The sequence below is a fragment of the Micromonospora cynarisoli genome (assembly GCF_030518815.1).
GTDB lineage: Bacteria > Actinomycetota > Actinomycetes > Mycobacteriales > Micromonosporaceae > Micromonospora > Micromonospora wenchangensis.
Map to the genome: position 1 here is coordinate 1,395,032 of NZ_CP130426.1, position 16,827 is coordinate 1,411,858.

14 protein-coding genes and 1 pseudogene are annotated in these 16,827 nt (G+C 75.7%); 3 read left to right on the forward strand and 12 right to left on the reverse strand.

Annotation, left to right across the window (positions count from 1 at the left end; genetic code table 11):
* Positions 1-34 precede the first annotated feature (34 nt).
* The 4 genes from Q2K16_RS05865 to Q2K16_RS05880 all read right to left on the reverse strand — a co-directional run bounded on the left by Q2K16_RS05865 (position 35) and on the right by Q2K16_RS05880 (position 5,305).
* Positions 35-445, reverse strand: a complete 411-nt coding sequence (locus Q2K16_RS05865; protein WP_302744017.1) for a hypothetical protein — start codon at positions 443-445, stop codon at positions 35-37.
* Positions 446-615: 170 nt separating this feature from the next.
* Positions 616-1,365 (reverse strand): phosphotransferase, encoded by a 750-nt coding sequence (locus Q2K16_RS05870; RefSeq protein ID WP_302744018.1) that lies wholly within the window; start codon positions 1,363-1,365, stop codon positions 616-618.
* A gap of 74 nt (positions 1,366-1,439) precedes the next feature.
* A complete protein-coding gene (locus tag Q2K16_RS05875; RefSeq protein WP_302744019.1) occupies positions 1,440-2,210 on the reverse strand; it encodes a DUF5995 family protein in 771 nt (256 codons plus the stop codon).
* Between the two features lie 116 nt (positions 2,211-2,326).
* Positions 2,327-5,305, reverse strand: a complete 2,979-nt coding sequence (locus Q2K16_RS05880; RefSeq protein WP_302744020.1) for a helix-turn-helix transcriptional regulator — start codon at positions 5,303-5,305, stop codon at positions 2,327-2,329.
* Between the two features lie 192 nt (positions 5,306-5,497).
* Here Q2K16_RS05880 and Q2K16_RS05885 point away from each other — a divergent pair, with 192 nt between their 5' ends.
* The gene (locus Q2K16_RS05885; RefSeq protein WP_302744021.1) at positions 5,498-7,867 is read left to right on the forward strand and encodes an adenylate/guanylate cyclase domain-containing protein; all 2,370 of its coding nucleotides are present in this window, start codon (positions 5,498-5,500) and stop codon (positions 7,865-7,867) included.
* Positions 7,868-7,876: 9 nt separating this feature from the next.
* On the opposite strand, the gene Q2K16_RS05890 is transcribed toward Q2K16_RS05885, so the two are convergent.
* The 6 genes from Q2K16_RS05890 to paaI form a co-directional block, all read right to left on the reverse strand.
* A complete protein-coding gene (locus Q2K16_RS05890) occupies positions 7,877-8,896 on the reverse strand; it encodes an ABC transporter ATP-binding protein (protein ID WP_302744023.1) in 1,020 nt (339 codons plus the stop codon).
* Complete coding sequence (locus tag Q2K16_RS05895) at positions 8,893-9,954, reverse strand: ABC transporter ATP-binding protein (RefSeq protein WP_302744024.1); 1,062 nt, start codon at positions 9,952-9,954, stop codon at positions 8,893-8,895. Before Q2K16_RS05895 ends, Q2K16_RS05890 begins: the two co-directional genes overlap by 4 nt.
* A complete protein-coding gene (locus Q2K16_RS05900; RefSeq protein WP_302744025.1) occupies positions 9,951-10,895 on the reverse strand; it encodes an ABC transporter permease in 945 nt (314 codons plus the stop codon). The genes Q2K16_RS05895 and Q2K16_RS05900 overlap by 4 nt, the downstream gene beginning before the upstream one ends.
* Entirely contained in the window at positions 10,892-11,836 is a 945-nt protein-coding gene (locus tag Q2K16_RS05905; RefSeq protein ID WP_302744027.1) for an ABC transporter permease, read from the reverse strand. Before Q2K16_RS05905 ends, Q2K16_RS05900 begins: the two co-directional genes overlap by 4 nt.
* A 9-nt stretch (positions 11,837-11,845) precedes the next feature.
* A complete protein-coding gene (locus Q2K16_RS05910) occupies positions 11,846-13,381 on the reverse strand; it encodes an ABC transporter substrate-binding protein (RefSeq protein WP_302744029.1) in 1,536 nt (511 codons plus the stop codon).
* A 207-nt stretch (positions 13,382-13,588) separates the two neighbouring features.
* Positions 13,589-13,969: a hydroxyphenylacetyl-CoA thioesterase PaaI gene (gene paaI / locus Q2K16_RS05915; RefSeq protein ID WP_302746382.1), complete on the reverse strand. Its 381-nt coding sequence runs from the start codon at positions 13,967-13,969 to the stop codon at positions 13,589-13,591.
* Positions 13,970-14,271: 302 nt separating this feature from the next.
* Between paaI and Q2K16_RS05920 the strand changes: the two genes are divergently transcribed.
* Both Q2K16_RS05920 and crcB read left to right on the forward strand, forming a co-directional pair.
* A complete protein-coding gene (locus Q2K16_RS05920; protein ID WP_302744031.1) occupies positions 14,272-14,859 on the forward strand; it encodes a FluC/FEX family fluoride channel in 588 nt (195 codons plus the stop codon).
* Positions 14,856-15,218 carry a fluoride efflux transporter CrcB gene (gene crcB / locus Q2K16_RS05925; protein ID WP_302744033.1) on the forward strand — a complete coding sequence of 121 codons (363 nt, stop codon included), beginning with the start codon at positions 14,856-14,858 and terminating at the stop codon, positions 15,216-15,218. Before Q2K16_RS05920 ends, crcB begins: the two co-directional genes overlap by 4 nt.
* Before the next feature lie 96 nt (positions 15,219-15,314).
* Here crcB and Q2K16_RS05930 read toward each other — a convergent pair.
* Both Q2K16_RS05930 and Q2K16_RS05935 read right to left on the reverse strand, forming a co-directional pair.
* Positions 15,315-16,199: pseudogene (locus tag Q2K16_RS05930) on the reverse strand (sirohydrochlorin chelatase); the annotation flags it as partial.
* Positions 16,196-16,789 (reverse strand): precorrin-8X methylmutase, encoded by a 594-nt coding sequence (locus Q2K16_RS05935; RefSeq protein ID WP_302744035.1) that lies wholly within the window; start codon positions 16,787-16,789, stop codon positions 16,196-16,198. The gene Q2K16_RS05935 and the pseudogene Q2K16_RS05930, both read right to left, overlap by 4 nt.
* Positions 16,790-16,827: the final 38 nt, after the last annotated feature.

The window sequence follows — 16,827 nt, forward strand, 5'->3', positions numbered from 1 at the left end:
CGGTCCGGCCGGCCGGAACAGGGGAAGCCGGGGGTCAGGCGGGACGGTGCCGGTCGGCCGGGGTACGGCGCAGGGCCGCCAGCAGGGCGTCCGGGTCGGTCACCGTGACGGTGGCCGCCGGATGGCGCAGCCACCGGCCGGGGGCCAGCCCCGGCACCGGCGTGCCGAACCGCAGGCACACCCCGGCCGTGGTGCCGGTGCCGAAGGTGACCCCCCGGTCGGCCAGGGACAGGTGTGGCCCGACGGCCCGCCACCACCGGAACGGCCCGCCGCGCCGGGCGTCGACCACGTTCGCCCGGCCGGTCCATAGCCGCCAGGGGCCGAACCGGATCACCAGTTCCGCGTCGTCGAGCAGCACGGCGCAGGTCTGTGGTCGGATGCCGAGCAGCGCCAACGGCACCCGGAACGTCGGGTCGAACCGGAACGCGAACCGGTGTGCGGGCATGACCGACGGGTACCCGGGACGGGCCGTCCGACACCCGCCGGCCGGGCCACACGCGGACCGCCGACCGGCACGGCGTCGGTCGGCCGGCACCCCGGCCGGCGGGTGCCGCCAGCCGGAGCGGGCGCGCCGCCCCCGGGCCGGCCGGGGCGGGCTGCCGCCGGTTCGCGGGGTCACGCCAGGGCGCGGGTCCAATCGTCGACGTGGGCCGACAGGTGGCCGGCGACGGCCCGCCAGTAGGGGCCGTCCTCGGCGTGGATCCGGGCCCAGGGCTGCACGCCACGCCGCGCGCCGTCGCACAGCAGGTCGTACATCGCCCGTGCCCGGAGGCCGAGCGTCGCGGCGAGCGCGGGACGTTCCGCCGCCGGCAGGTCGTACCCGTCGACCAGGGCGCGCAGCCGGCGGGCCGAGTCGGGCACCGGCCGGTCGGGGCGCATCCCGGCCATGGCCTGCGCGGCGTACGCCAACTCCCAGCGGCGGGTGCCGGGGCCGGCGCCGTCCCAGTCGATCAGCACCCAACCGCGCGGGGCGCGGACCAGATTCCACGGCGCCGGGTCGTGGTGGCAGAGCAGGTCCGTGCCGTCGGGGCGGATCGGCACCTGCCAGCGGGCCGGTTCGGGGGGTACGAAACCGGCGGTGGCGCGGTGCAGGTCGGCCAGCAGCCGGCCGATCGAGGGCAGTTCTGCGGTCGGGTACCGCCCCGAGGGGTGGCCCGGTTCCCCCGGCACGTACTCCAGCACCTGCCGGCCCTGCCCGTCGCGGCCCAGCGGCCGGGGCGCGCCGTCGAAGCCGACGGCGTGCAGGTGGGTCAGCAGGGCGTCGACGGCGTCGGTCCACGGGCCGACCGGCCGGCGGACGGTGTCACCGACCCGCACCACGCCGGTGGTGACGTTGCCGGGCAGCGGTTCCTCGGTCGGACGCATCCGGTCATCCTGGCGCAACGGACGCGTCCCCGCGCCTCGGTTTCCCGAGGCGCGGGGACCCCCCGTCCCGGCTGCTACTGCAGGAACGCCCCCAGCGGTGACAGCAGCAGCCGGCCGAGCGCCGCGGCATTGTCGTCCAGCCGGGTGCGCTCGCCGTCGCGGGCCTGCGGGTCGTGCCGGCAACGCCAGATCTTCTGCGCGTTGCGCCAGGCCACGTCCCTGGTGTATTCGACCAGTTCGCCCTGGTACCAGTCGTCGATGTCGCCGTTGAGCATGTCCAGCAGCAGTTGCCACCGCTCCAGGTAACCCCGCCGCAGCGACGGGATCTTGTCGGCGAAGATGTCGTTGATCTTCAGGTAGTCGCGGTGCTGTTCGGTGCCGTCCACCGGCTCGGACTCCAGGTGGTCGAACGTGGTCACCAGGGCGAACGGCAGGTCGAAGTTGATGTGCGCGTTCACCCCCGCCGCCGCCGACGGCAACGGCCGGGCGTCCGGGCCGCGCATCCGCTTGAACAGGCACGACCAGGCGCGCGGGGTGGTCGGGCTGGACTCGGTCCACAGCCGCATCGCGTCGAAGTAGCGGGCGGCGAACTCCACGTCGAGCCGGGACAGGAACACCGGGTCGGCGAAGTAGTCGTCGTAGAGCCCCTCCAGCACCCGGCTGGTGATGGCCAGGTAGAGCCGGTTGAAGTCGGCGAGCGGGCAGCTCTGCTCCAGCGGCGGCAGCCGGACCAGCAGGTCCTGGAGCTTGGTGAGGTGGTCGACCACCGCCGGGACGTCCTCCGGGTGGTCGGCGAGGAGATCGACGATGTCCGCGTGGACGGGCCCCCAGACCGGTTCCGTCATGTCTCCTCCGCAGTGGTCGGGGCAGCGCCGCGCCGTCGTTTCCGGTGCACAGCCTGTCAGCGCCGGCCACCGCGGGGATCAGTAGAACGACGTATTCGTCCGCGCCGGACGTACGCTCACTCGCCCCGGTTACGCAGGTGGATGGCGCTGGCCTGGACCCTGGTCCGCACCTGGAGCTTGTCGAAGATGTGCGACACGTGCACGCCGATGGTGCGTTCGCTGATGAACAGCCGCTGACCGATCTCCCTGTTGGTCAGCCCCTCGGCCACCGCGGCGAGCACCTCCCGTTCCCGCGCGGTCAGCAGGGCCAGTTCGTCGGCACCCGGCGGGGCGGTCACGGTCTCCCCCGCCGCGGCGGCGCGGCTGCGGCCCGCGCCCGGCGACCGGGCACCGCCCGTACGGGCCGTCCGGCCCCGCCCCGCCCCGGCCAACTCCACCCGTGCCCGGCCGGCCAGCGTCCGGATCTCGCTGGTCAGCGGCACCGCGCCCAGGCTCGACGCCATCTCGTGGGCCTGCCGCAGCAGGGTGGTCGCCGTGCTGCTGCGGCTGCGCCGCGCCAGCAACGCCTCGGCCTGCCGTAGCCGGGAGTAGGCCGCCGGGTAGGGGTGGTTCCGTTTGTCCCACTCGGCCGCCGACCGGGCCCAGGCGTCCGGGTCGCCCCGGCCGTCGAGGCGGCTCAGCTCGGCCGTGCACAACGCCAGGAAGCCGTCGGCGTTGACCCGCACCGGCCCGGCGGCCGTCGCGCTCTTGGCCGCCACCCGGTCGACCGCGTCACGCAGCCGCCGGACCGCCGTCTCGTCGACCGCCACGGTACGGCTCGCGTGCGCCTCCGCCTCCGCGCGCAGCCCGTGCCAGGCCAGCGTGCCCAGCAGCACCACGTCGTCGGAGCGGCTCTCGGTCAGGCCCCGCTGCACGGCCTGCCGGGCCACGTCGTGCCGGCCCTGCCACATCGCCAGCCCGGCCCGCAGGATCAGCATCGGCAGCACGTGCCGGGGCGCGCCACCGCCGGCGAGCATCGTCGCCACCGCCTCCAGGTCCCGGTCGGAGGCCTCGACGTCGCCGTACCCGACGGAGAGCCGGCAGCGGGCCAGCAGCAGCTCGACCGCGTCGGCACCGGACGGACGGTGCCGCAGCGCCGCCGCGACCACCTTCTCCGCCTCCGCCCACTGGCCGACCCGGAACAGCCCGTTGGTGGCGATCGCCAGCAACCGGGTCTCGTAGGTGCGGCCCAGGCCCAGCTCGGCGACCCGCTCGGCACCCCGGCGGGCCACCACCACCCCCTCCTCCAGGATGTTCAGCGGCCCGGTCAACAGCTCCGCCAGGTGCAGGTACGCGCAGGCCACGTCCTCCGGACCGCCGGAGCGTTCGGCGGTCTCCAGGGCCCGGCGCACCACGGCCAGCCCGGCGTCCGGGTCCTCCAGGAACGCCTCGCTGAAGCCCAGCGCGGAGCTGGCCAGCACCACCTCCGTGGTGCTGCCGTCGACCGAGGCGGCCAGTTCCAGGGCCTCCCGGGCGCGCTGCCCGGCGTCGGCGTACCGGCCCAGGTGCAGCAGCAGCTCGGCCAGCCGGGCGGCGGCGTTGGCCCGTTCCCGGGCGGTGCACTCGGCGGCCTCCAGCACGCTGCGGTACTCCGCCTCGGCGGGGGCGGACCGGCCGGCGGCGGCCAGGTAACGGGCCCGCTGGATGCGCACCGCGCAGGACGGGTCGAGTGGCTCGCCCCCGGTCCGCTCGGCCAGCAGGGACAGCGCGCGGGCGTGCTCGCCGCTCTTGTGGGCGGCCTCGGCGGCCCGCTCCAGCAGCACCGCCCGGTCCACCTCGGGTGGGGCGTCCACCGGGCCGGTGACAGGCGTCGCGGCCAGCTGCAACGCCGCCGTCCAGTGCCGGTGCGCCTCGGCGAAACCGTGCAGCCGTTCGGCCTCCCGGGCGGCGGCCATCGCCGCCGGCAGGGCCCGACCTGGTTCACCGGCCAGCCGCCAGTGGTGGGCCAGCCGGGCCTGGTGCAGTTCCGCCGGCACCTGGGTGAGCGCCTCGGCGTAGCGGCGGTGCAGGCCGGCACGTTCCGCCGGGAGCAGCTCGTGGGCGAGCACCTCGGCGACCAGCCGGTGCCGCAGCCGGTAGCCGTCGTCCGCGCCGACGAGCAGCCGGTGGGCGACCGCCTCCCGCAGCGCCTCGATGAGTTCCGCCTCGGGCAGGCCGAGCACCTCGGCCAGCAGCCAGTGCTCGACCGGTTCGACGCCCGCCGCCACCGCGTGCACCGCGGCGTGCGCGTGCCGGGGCAGCGCGTCCACCCGGGACAGGAAGATCTCGCGCAGGGTGTCGGACAGCCCGTCACGACCGTCGCGCAGGTCACGGGCCAGTTCCTCGACCACGAACGGGTTGCCGCCGCTGCGCTGCCAGACCTGCTCGGCGGCCTCCGGGGCGAGCGGCGCACCGACGATCTCGGCGGCCAGCAGGTCGGTGCCGGCCCGGTCGAGGGGGCCCAGATCGAGCACCCGCACCGACCGCAGCCGACGCAGCTCGGTGAGCACCCGGCGCAGCGGGTGGGCGCCCTGCAACGACTCGGCCCGCACCGCCGCCAGCACCGACAGCTGCAGGTCGCCCAGGCCGGCGAGCAGATAGAGCAGGAGTTGCCGGGTGGTCCGGTCCACCCACTGCAGGTCGTCGAGGACGAGCACCAGCGGACGGCCCTCGGCGATCAGGCTCAGCCCCCGGGAGACCCGTTCCAGCAGCGCCCCGGCGCTGTCCGCCCCGCCGCTGTCCTCGGCGAACGTCCGCAGCAGACCCCGCACCGCCGACGAGGTGCGGGCCTGGCCGGCGGTCAGGTCGGCGTCGAAGCGGCGTAGCGCCTGGAGCACCGGGTGCAGTGGGGAGGCGTCGCCGATGTCCAGGCAGGAGCCGGTGAGCACCACCGCTCCCGCGTCCCGCAGCCGCGCCGCAGCCTCGGTGAGCAGCCGGGTCTTGCCCACCCCGCTCTCACCGGTGACGAAGACGGCGGCGGTCTGCCCGGGGCCGATCTCGTCGTGGAGCGCGGCGCGCAGCACCGCCAGCTGGTCGGCGCGGCCGACGAGCGGTGCGGTGTCCACATCGCTGGCCATGTCCGCAGCCTAGTCACAGGTCCCCGCACCGTTCTACGGGCTCGATCCGGCATTGGTACCTCTCGCGTCGACATTGCGACTAAAGGTGGCGACCGGCCGACATACGTCGTTCGGCAGATCCCCCGTCAGCCCGGTGGTGACAGTCTCCGATCGTCGTCGACGGCAGCACCGCGGAGGAAAGGGGTGGGTGGGATGCCACTGCCCACGGTCGGTACCGGTCGGGAGGACGCCACCACTACGCCCTGGCCGGTGCCGCAGGAACGGCGCACGCTGACCGTGCTCTTCGCGGACATCGTCGGGTCGACCGCGTTGACCGAACGGCTCGACCCGGAGGACGTCCGGGCGGTGCAGTTCGCCTACTTCGACACCGTCGCCGGGGTGCTGCGCCGCTGGCAGGGCACGGTGGAGAAGTACGTCGGCGACGCGGTGATGGCGCTGTTCGGGGCGCGTACCTCCGACGGGTTGGACGGCTACCGGGCGGTGCGGGCGGCCCTGGAGATCCAGGCCGCGCTGGACCGGCGGACGCTGCCCGGCGGGGTGACGCTGCGGGTCCGGGTCGGTGTCGCCACCGGCGAGGCGGTGGTCGACCTGGCCGCCGCCCGCGACGGCGGGCACGGCATGGCCTCCGGCGCGGTCCTCACCACCGCCGCCCGCATCCAGGAGTACGCCCCGGCGGGCGGCGTGGTCGTCTGCGCGGCCACCCACCGGGCCACCGCCGGCCTGGTCGACCAGCACGCCCTCGCCCCGGCCAGCCTCACCGGCAAGACACTGCCGGTGGACGTCTGGCGGGTCACCCGCCCGGCCCGCCACCGGCCGGCCCGGCACGACGGCCCGCTGATCGGTCGACGCCGGGAGGTCGCCACCGCCCTGGACCAGCTCACCCGGGCGGCCCGGGAGCATCGTCCACGGTGGGTGGCCCTCACCGGCCCGGACGGGATCGGCCGCAGCCGGCTGCTGGCCGAGTTGCGCCACCGGCTGCCCGCGGTCGACGGCCGGGCGGTGCGCTGGGCGGTGGCGCACTGCCCGCCGTACCCGGAGCAGGTGTTCGGGCCGGTCGCGGAGCTGCTGCGGGACCTGGCGGGGCTGCCCGCCGGCGACCCGGCGGGCGCGGTCCGCCCCCGGCTGGCCGCCCTGGTCGACGGGCTGGTCCCGGCGGGTCAGGTGGGGCCGACCGTGGCGGCGCTCGCCGCGCTGCTGGACGCCCCGGACCGGTCGGCGGTCGCCGGGGCGGCGGCGGTACGCCGGGTCCTGCTCGCCCTGGCCGCCCACCGGCCGGTGGTGGTCGGCGTGGACGACCTGGACCGGGCGGCCCCGGCGCTGGGGCGGTTCCTGCACTCGCTGTTCACCGCCGCGACCGACCGGGGACTGCCGCTGGCGGTGCTGGCCACCCACCGGCCGGACCGAACGGACCCGCTGCCCGCGCCGGTCGACAGGCACCGGGTCGAGCTGGCCCCGCTGGACGCCCTCCACACCGGCCGGTTGCTGCGCCGGCTGCTCGCCGGCTCCGGCCGGCCGGCCGGGGCCGCCGCCCGGCTGCTGCCGCTGGTCGCCGGCCGGCCCGGCCACGCCGCCGCCTACGTCGAGGCGATGTCCCGCCCGGGCACGGGCGGTGATCCTCTCGCCGGTCCGGCGGTGGAGCCGGCGCTGCCCGAGTCGCTGCGCCGCCGCGCCGCCGCCCGGCTGGACCGGTGCGACGGTGTCCACCGGGCGGTGCTGATGGCCGCTGCGACGCTCGACGTCCCGGTCACCGCGCCGGTCGTGGCCGTGCTGCTCGACTGGGCACCGGAGCGGGCCGCCCGGGCGCTGCGCCGGCTCACCGACGCCGGGCTCCTGGAGCCTTCGACCCGGGGCGGGCTGGTGGTCGCCGACCCGGCCCTGCGCCGCTGCGCGGCCGACCGGCTGCTCCGCTCGGTCCGCGCCGATCTCATCCGCCGGGCCGCGTCCGCCGGACTGGCCGGGACCGCCGCGCGGGCCGGGGCCGTCCGGTCGACCGGCATGACCGGGCGGGCCGGGATCTCGGGGCGGGTGGCACCCGTGCACCGGGCCGCACCGGGCCGGCGGGCCGGGGTCACCCGCGCGGTGGACCAGGTCCACCGCGTCGGGCCCGCCGGTCGGGTCGCCGGGGCCCACCGCGCGGGGTCCGCCGGACAGGGCGCAGGGACGCACCGGGCGGGGGCCGCCGGGCAGTGGCCCGGGGCGGGTCGGACGGCTGCCGCCGCCGGGGTGGGCGGCCACCTCCTGCGCAGCCTGCCCACGGGTGACGGAGTACCCGACCGGGGAGTTCGGCAGCCAACGGCCCTCCCCGGGGCCGTCCGGCCGCACGAGCGACGCCGGAGGTCCGGCGGCACCGAGGACGGGCGGCCGGGGTGGACGGCGGCCGTGGCCGGACGTCCGTCGGCGCTGCCGGCCCGGTCGGGCCGGGCCGGCCGGCGACTGGCCGTCGTCGTGCTGCTGCCGCCCCGACCGGCAGGTGTCGGCGCTGCTGCGCGACCGACGACCGGGCGAAGACGACGTGGGGAGGGGATGCCGCCTCCCGCCGTACCGTTACCGCGCGCCGCCTGACCCGCCGCCCTACCGGGGCGTCTCGGTGACCGGGGCGGGCGGGACCACGCGCATGGCGCGTACCGCCTCCCCGGCGAACAGGCACGCGGCCCGGTGGCCGGGGCCCACCTCGACCGGGGGCGGGTCGGTCTCGGCGCAGGCGGGGCGGGCCTGCGGGCAGCGGGTGCGGAACCGGCAGCCGCTCGGCGGATCGGTCGGGCTGGGCGGGTCACCGGTGAGGATGATCCGCCGCCGGTCCCGTTCCACCCGGGGGTCGGCCACCGGGACCGCCGACAGCAGCGCCGCCGTGTACGGGTGCGCCGGTTCCCGCCAGAGCTGCGCCGGGGTGCCGGTCTCCACGATCCGGCCCAGGTACATCACCGCGATCCGGTCGCTGAGGTGTTCCACGGCGGCCAGGTCGTGCGCGATGAACAGGTAGGTGAGCCCGAGGTCCCGTTGCAGCCGCCGCAGCAGGTTCATGATCTGCGCCTGCACGCTCAGGTCGAGCGACGCGATCGGCTCGTCGAGGACGATCAGGTCGGGTTCCCCGGCCAACGCGCGGGCGATGCCGACCCGCTGGCGTTGGCCGCCGGACAGCTCGTGCGGGTGCCGGCCGGCCGTCTCCGGCCGCAGGCCCACCAGGTCGAGCAGCTCGGCGACCCGGTGCCGGCGGGCGTCGGCCGAGCGGGCCAGCCGGTGCACGACCAGCGGTTCGGCGATGCTCGCGCCGACCGTGCGACGCGGGTCCAGCGACGCCTGCGGGTCCTGGAACACCATGGCCACCCGGCGGCGCAGCCCGCGCAGCCGGCGACGCGACCAGCCGGTGACGTCCTGCCCGCCGACGACGATCCGGCCGCCCGTCGGGGCCACCAGCCGCAGCAGCGCCAGGCCGGTGGTGGACTTGCCGCTGCCGGACTCCCCCACCAGCCCCAGGGTCTCGCCCGACCGTACGGTGAGCGACACCCCGTCCACCGCCCGCACCGGTGGGCCGCCGGGGCTGGGAAACCAGACCGTGAGGTCGTCGAGTTCGGCGATGGTTTCCGTACTCATCGGTCCTCCGGGGTGGCCGGGCCCGGGTCGTCCCCGGCGGGCCGGGACCCGGCAGCGGCGGCGGGGTAGAAGGTGCGCACCCGGTGGGCGGGGGCGATCGGGACCAGCGGCGGCAGCTCGTGGGCGCAGCGGTCGTCCCCGCGCACCGGGCAGCGGGGCCAGAACGCGCACCCGGGCGGCAGGTCAAGCGGGCTGGGCGGCACGCCGGGGATCGCCGCCAGCTCCTCCCCCGCCGTGCCGGGCCGGGGCCGGGCCGCCAGCAGGGCCCGGGTGTACGGGTGCCCCGGCGCGACGAAGACCGCGTCGACCGGGCCCTGCTCGACGATCCGTCCCCCGTACATCACCGCGACGGTGTCGGCGATCCCGGCCACCACCCCGAGGTCGTGGGTGATCCAGACGACCGCGGTGCCGAGCCGGCGGCGCAGGTCGGCGACGAGTTCGACGATCTGCGCCTGGGTGGTGACGTCCAGCGCGGTGGTCGGCTCGTCGGCGATGAGCAGGGCCGGTTCGCAGGCCAGGGCCATCGCGATGACGACCCGTTGCCGCATCCCGCCGGAGAACTCGTGCGGGTGGGCGTCCACCCGCCGCCCGGGCGCGGGGATGCCGACCAGGTCGAGCAGCTCGACGGCGCGGGAACGGGCCTGCCGCCGGCTCATCCCGAGGTGTTCCTCGCACGCCTCGGCGACCTGCCGGCCGACGGTCAGCACCGGGTTGAGGGTGGTCATCGGGTCCTGGAAGACGAAGCCGACGTGCCGGCCCCGCCACCGGCGACGGTCCGACCCGGACATGCCGGTCAGGTCCCGGCCCAGCAGCCGTACCCGGCCGGTGACGGTGGCGGAGCGCGGGGCCAGCCCGGTGGCGGCGAGCACCGTCATGCTCTTGCCGCTGCCGGACTCCCCCACCAGGGCGAGGGTCTCGCCGGGGGCCACCGACCAGTCGACTCCGGCGACCGCGCGGGCCGGGCCGTTGCGGGTGCCGAGGGTGACCGTCAGGTCGCTGATCTCCAGCACCGCCGCGTCCCCGGCGACCCGGGGCGACGGTACGGCGGGTCCGCTCATCGGGTGCTCCTGCGAGCTTCGCTGACGGTGAGCTGACGGGGGTCGAGCACGTCACGCAGGGCGTCACCGACCAGGTTGAACGCCAGCACGGTCAGGAAGATCGCCGCACCGGGGAAGAACCCCAGCCACCACGCGTCGGTGACGAAACCGCGCCCGTCGTAGAGCATCCGGCCCCAGGCCGGCGCGGGGGGTTGGACGCCCAGCCCGAGGAAGGACAGCGCCGCCTCGGACAGGATCGCGAAGGCCAACGACAGCGAGGTCTGCACGATCAGCGGGGCGGCGATGTTGGGCAGCACGTGCCGACGCAGGATCCGCAGGTCGGAGGTGCCGATGGAGACGGCGGCCCGGACGAAGACCTGCTCCCGTACGGCGAGCACGCCGGCCCGGGTCACCCGGGCGAAGATCGGGGTGTAGACCACCCCGATGGCGGTCGTCGCGGTGACCAGCCCCGGGCCGAGGACCGCGACGATCGCCACGGCGAGCAGCAGCACCGGGAACGCGAACAGCACGTCCATGCCGCGCATGAGCACGTTGTCCGTCCAGCCGCCGTACCAGCCGGCGAGCAGGCCGACGGTGACCCCGACGGCCAGGGCGATGCCGACGCTGACCACGCCCACCTGCAACGACACCCGGGCCGCCACCAGCACCCGGCTGAGCACGTCGCGGCCCAACTCGTCGGTGCCGAACGGGTGCGCGCCGCTGGGTGGGCGCAGCATCTCGTCGACGTCCACGTCGTTGATCCCGGCCGGCGCGAGCCACTGCCCGGCCAGCCCGACGACCAGCAGGACCAGCAGCACCACCGTACCGGCGACGGCCGGCGGGTCGTGCCGCAGCGCGGTCAGCGCACGGCGCAGGGCGCCCGCCTCGACGGCCGTCGCCGACGGGCGGTCGTCGACCGGCGGCGGGGCGGCGGGGGGCGACGCCCGGTCCCCGGCGCTCATCGCAGCGTGATCCTCGGGTCGAGGCGGGCGTAGAGGACGTCCACCAGCAGGTTCATCAGCAGGAACAGGGTGGCCACGAAGAGCACCGCGCCCTGCAGCACCGGATAGTCCCGGGCCTGGACGGCGTCGTAGGTGAGCCGGCCGACACCCGGCCAGGCGAACAGCACCTCGATCACGATCACCCCGCCGACCAGGCTGGCCAGCTGCACCCCGACCACGGTGACCACCGGGATCAGCGCGTTGCGCAGCACGTGCCGGACGACCACCACCCGGCGGCGCAGGCCCTTGGCCTCGGCGGTGCGGACGTAGTCCTCGGCGAGCACCTCCAGCACCGAGGACCGGATGAACCGGGTGAGGATGGAGGCGGTGACCAGGCCGACGGCGGCGGCGGGCAACGCCACGTGCGCCGCCCAGCCCACCGGGTCGTCGGTGAGCGCCACGTACCCCGACGGGGGCAGCCAGCCGAGCACCCCGGCGAAGAGCAGGATGCCCATGATGCCCATCCAGAAGTCGGGGACGGAGACGCCGAACTGGCTGAACACGCGGGCGGCGTGGTCGACGAACGAACCGCTGCGCACCGCGGCGAGCACCCCGAGCGGGAAGGCGACGAGCAGGGCGAGCAGCACGGCGGTCACCGCCAGGGACAGGGTGGCGGGCAGCCGTTCCAGCACGATCGTGGTGACCGGCTGGCCGCTGCGGAAGCTGACGCCGAGGTCACCGGTGAGCGCGTTGCCTACGTAGTTGAGGTACTGCACCGCCAGCGGGCGGTCCAGCCCGGAGCGTTCCCGCAGCGCGTCGTAGGTCTGCTGGTCGAAGCGGGTGCCGAGGGAGACCCGGACCGGGTCGCCGGGGACCAGTTGCAGCAGCAGGAAGACCACCAGGGTCACCCCGAGCAGGACGACGACCGACTGGAGCAGCCGCCGCAGGACGAAGCGTCCCACCTCGCCCCCTCAGCGGTTCAGGGCGACGTCGCGGAACCGGATCGCCCGGTCGGAGCGCACCTGGTAGCCGGTGACCTTCGTCGACCAGCCCTGCACCACGTCGGGGTTGTAGAGGTAGATGTAGCTGGCGTCGTCGACGATCTGCTTCGCGGCCCGCTCGTACGTCTGTTTGCGGGCGGCCTCGTCGGTCTGGGTGCGGGCCCGGTCGAGCAGGGTGTCGACGGTGGGGTTGCTGTATTTGTGGAAATTGAACGTGCCACCGGTGCGGTGCTGGGCGTAGTAGAACTCGTCCGGGTCGATGTTGCCCAGCCAGCCGAGCAGGAAGGCGTCGAAGTTCCCCTTGCCCTGCTCGTCGAGCCACTGGGCGAAGTCCAGGGTACGGATCTTCACGGTGATCCCGACGTCCTTCAACTGGGCGGCGATCACCTGGGCGGCGGTGACCGTCTCCGGGTACTCGCTGGTGACCATCAGGTCCATGGTGCGGCCGGTGACACCGGCCCCGCCGAGCAGTTGCCGGGCCTGGTCCGGGTCGTGCCGGTAGGGCGCGTAGTCGAAGTACCAGGAGCTGCCCCTGGGGATGGCGGTCTGGTTGGCGGTGGCCTGACCGAACTTGGCGGCCTTGGTGATCGCCTCCCGGTCCAGCGCGAACGCGACGGCGCGACGCACGTTCACGTCGTCGTACGGCTCGCGTGCCTCGTTGAGGGCGAGGTACCAGTAGTCGGTGGAGGGGGTGGTGGCGACGGTCACCGCGCCGTCCTCCTTGAGGGTCGGCACCTGCTGGGGTGGCAGGTTGTCGGTCCACTGCGCCTCGCCGCCGCGCAGGTTCTGCAGGGCCACCGTCGGGTCCTTGACGAAGGTGAAGGTGACCCCGTCGAGCTTCGGTCTCGGCCCCCAGTAGGCGTCGTTGCGGGTGAGTTTGATGGTGTCGCCGGAGGTGTAGGAGGCGACGGTGAACGGGCCGCTGCCCACCGGCCTGGTCTTGATCGCACCCGACTCCACGTTGGCCTTCTGGACGATCGCGACGCCCTTGAAGCCGCCGAGGTTGGCCAGCAGGTTGGGGGTGGGCGCGGTCAGCGTGACCACCACGGTGGCCGGGTCGGGCGCGGTCACGGTCTTGACGGTGGCGAACCTGTACGCCGCGTTCAGCTTCTCGTTGATGATCCGCTGGTAGGAGTAGACGACGTCCGGTGCGGTCAGCGGCGACCCGTCGGAGAAGCGGGCTCCCTCGCGGAGGGTGAACGTCCAGGTGAGCTGGTCGCTGCTGGTGGTCCACCTGGTGGCCAGCGCGGGCCCCATCTTCAGCTCGGCGTCCGGCTCGACCAGGGTGTCGTAGACGTTCTCCAGTACCTGGAAGCTGTGGTAGGCCGACGTCCGGTGCGGGTCGAGCTGGTCGGGTTCGCCGCCGATGGCGGCGGTGAGCGTGCCGCCTGTCGATCCCCCGGCGGTGGACCCGCCGTCGACGTCGACGCTCTCTCCGGCGTCGCACCCGGCCAGCGCGGTCAGCGCGACGGCGAGCGCCGCTGCGACGATCTTCGATCTGGTCATGGACTCGGTCACCCTTCGCCGCCTGGCAGATCAGAAGGGCGAGTCTTCTCCGCCGGGCGGGGCGATGTCAACAAAAACCAATCAAATCAGGGTGAAAGCCTGTAAATCAGCGCAATCGACGACCGTCGTGCGTGGAGGGTGCACGGCAGACCGCACCCGTGCCGGCTCTGTTTCCCGTCCGACGCCTGTCGAAACCCGGGCCGCCGGTCAGTCGTCGGTGGGGCGGGTGAGGGTGCGGCTGCGCCCCCGGAACTCGGCCACCACCTCGCCGTCGCGGGTGACGGTGACGTCGTAGATGCCGCTGCGGCCGTACCTGACGCGTTCGGCGGCGGACGCGGTCAGCACGTCGCCCTCGCGGACCGGGCGCAGGAAGCTGATCTCGCCGCCGGCCGCGACGGTGGCCGGGCCGTGCGTGTTGCAGGCCAGCGCGAAGGCGGTGTCGGCGAGCAGGAAGACGAACCCGCCGTGGCCGATGCGGTGGCCGTTGAGCATCCCGGCGGTCACCCGCATCCGGGCCACCGCCGTGCCGCCGGCGGCGTGGACCAGCTCGATGCCGAGCCCCCGGGACGCCACGTCGGCGTCGAACATGTCGTGGGCCGCGGTCCGGGCCGGCGGCACCGCAGCGCCGTCGGTCCGCCCGGCGAGGTCCGCTTCGCGGGGGTACGGGCTACGGTCCGGCACTGCTCCTCCTGACGGTCGTGGCGCGACGACCGGCACCCGGCCGGCCGCCCCGCCGACCGTACGCCGTCGGTGGGCACCGGCCACGGCAGCCGGGCTATGCTCACGGACGAGTCGGCGGTGGGGCCCGCCGTCCCGGCCCGACCGGGAGAACCGCGCGGGCGCGCCGACGGTCCCTGCCAGTGCCCGGCGATACTGGTGGGGAGGTCCCGATGACGTCACCGTCGTCGCGGCGCGTCGATCCCGACGTCGACCTGCGGGTCCCTGCCGACCGGGGCGAGATGGCCGCGCACCCGGCCGCCGTGCTGGGCGTGGTCGCCGCCGGTGGGGCGCTCGGAGCGCTCGCCCGCGCCGGGGTGCAGGCCGCCCTGCCGCACTCCCCGACCGGCTTCCCCTGGTCCACCTTCACGGTCAACGTCACCGGGTGCCTGCTGATCGGGGCGCTGATGGCGGTGCTCGGTCGGCGACGGGCCGGCCCGCTGGTCCGACCGCTGCTCGGGGTGGGCGTGCTCGGCGGGTTCACCACCTTCTCCACGTACGCGATGGACGTCCACCGGGCGCTGGCCGCCGGCGCCGCCGGGACGGCGCTGGCCTACCTGGTCGCCACCCTGGTCGGTGGGTTCGCGGCCGTCGCCGCCGGTGACGCCCTGGCCGGCCGGCTGCTCGACCGCGCCGACCGACGCCGGCCCGGAGCCGACCGGGGTGCGCGCGGGCCCGGGGCCGACCGGGGCGGGCGCGGGCCCCGCCGGGGCGGCCCGCCGCCGGCGGCGGAGCGGACCGGCCGGCGGGAGTTTCGGTGACCGTGCTGCTGATCGCGCTCGGCGCGGCGCTGGGCGCGCCGCTGCGCTACCTCACCGACCGGGCCGTGCAGGCCCGGCACGGTTCCCGGTTCCCGTGGGGGACGCTCACCGTCAACGTCGCCGGGTCGCTGCTGCTCGGCGTGGTGGCCGGGGTCCCCGCCGGGCCGGCGGTGACCGCGCTGGTCGGCACCGGTTTCTGCGGCGCGCTGACCACCTGGTCCACCTTCGGTTACGAGACGGTACGGCTGGCGCGGGCCGGCGACCGTCGGCCCGCGCTGGCCAACGTCCTAGTCAGCGTGGTCGCCGGGCTGGGCGCGGCGACGCTCGGCTTCGCCGTGGCCCGCGCGCTGGCCGGCTGACCGGCGGGCCCCTCAGCCGACCGGGGTCGCGGCGTGCCCCGGACCGTGCACGTGGTCGTGCCCGTGCTGGTGGTGGCCGTGGCCGTGGCCGTGGCCGTGGTGGTCGTGGTCGTGGCCGTGGCCGTCGACCGGGTCGTCGGGGTGGTCGTGCGGGGTCTGCGGGCGGCCCACCTTGTCGGCGAAGCCCGGCATCAGCACCCGGTACGCGCAGGTGTCGCAGTTCATCCGGATGTCCCCGCGCAGCGCCTCGGCGTGCCGTTCGAGCACCAGGTCGGCCAGGGCGTCGCAGTCGCCGATCAGGTCGGCGACCCGGACGTCGAGGTCGGGATGGTCGGCGGCGTACGCCTGCGACTGGGCCACGATCCGGTCCGGCAGCACCCCGGCGAACAGGAAGTACGGGGCGACCACGATCCGCCGGGCGCCGAGCCGGCGCAACCGGTCGAGCACCGCCGGCACGGAGGGCTCGGCCAGCGAGATGAACCCCGGTTCGACGCCTGCGTACCCGCGCCCCTCCCAGAGCAGCCGGGCCACCTTCGCCACCTCGGCGTTGGCGTCCGGGTCGGTGGCGCCCCGCCCGATCAGAGCCACCCAGGTGCCGGCCCGGTCGGCCCCGGCCAGCGCCGCGTCGATCCGCTGCTCCAGGACGCCGTGCAGCAGCGGGTGCGGGCCGAGCGGTCGGCCGTACCGGTAGGTCAGGCCGGCGTGGCGCTCCTGCTCGCGGGCCATCGCCGCCGGGATGTCGCCCTTGCCGTGCCCGGCGGCCGTGAGCACCAGCGGCAACGCGACAAGCGCCAGGTGACCGCGCGCGACCAGCGCGGTCACCGCGTCGGTCAGCGGCGGCCGGGACAGCTCGATGAACCCGCCCTCGACGTCGCCGACGGCGGCCCCCGCCCGGTCCCGGACCCGGTCGACGAGCGCGGCGAACTGGTCGACCCCGGCCGCGCTGCGCGTGCCGTGCCCGACGATGACCAGTGCGGTCATGTTTCCTCCAGGTAGAGCAGGGCGTTGAGGGCGGCGGCGGCGACCGCCGAGCCACCCTTCTCGCCGATGTTGGACACGGCGGGCAGGCCGCTGGCCCGCAACGCCGCCTTGGACTCGGCGGCCCCGACGAAGCCCACAGGCAACCCGACCACCAGCGCCGGGTCGGCGGCCACGCCGATCAGTTCGACGAGCGCGGTCGGCGCGCAGCCCACCACCCAGACCGCCCCCGGGCCGACCCGGTCCAGGGCGATCCGTACGGCCGCCGCCGACCGGGTCGACCCGGTCTCCCGGGCCAGCGCGGCGGCGGCCGGTTCGGCGACCGGGCAGACGATCTCCCGGCCGGCGCCGGTGATCCCGGCGGCCACCATCGCCACGTCGGTGACGATCGACGCCCCGGCCCGCAGCGCGGTCAGCCCGCCGGCCAGCGCCGCCTCGTCGCAGACCAGGTCGGTGACGTAGTCGAGGTCGGCGCTGGCGTGCACCACCCGCTCGACGACCGCCCGGGTCAGCGGCGGCAGGCCACCCAGGTCGACCCGTTCCCGCAGGATCCGGTACGACTCCAGCTCGATGGGATGGACGACCCGGCTCACCGCCCGCCTCCCGGGACGGGCCGGCGACGGGCCGGCTG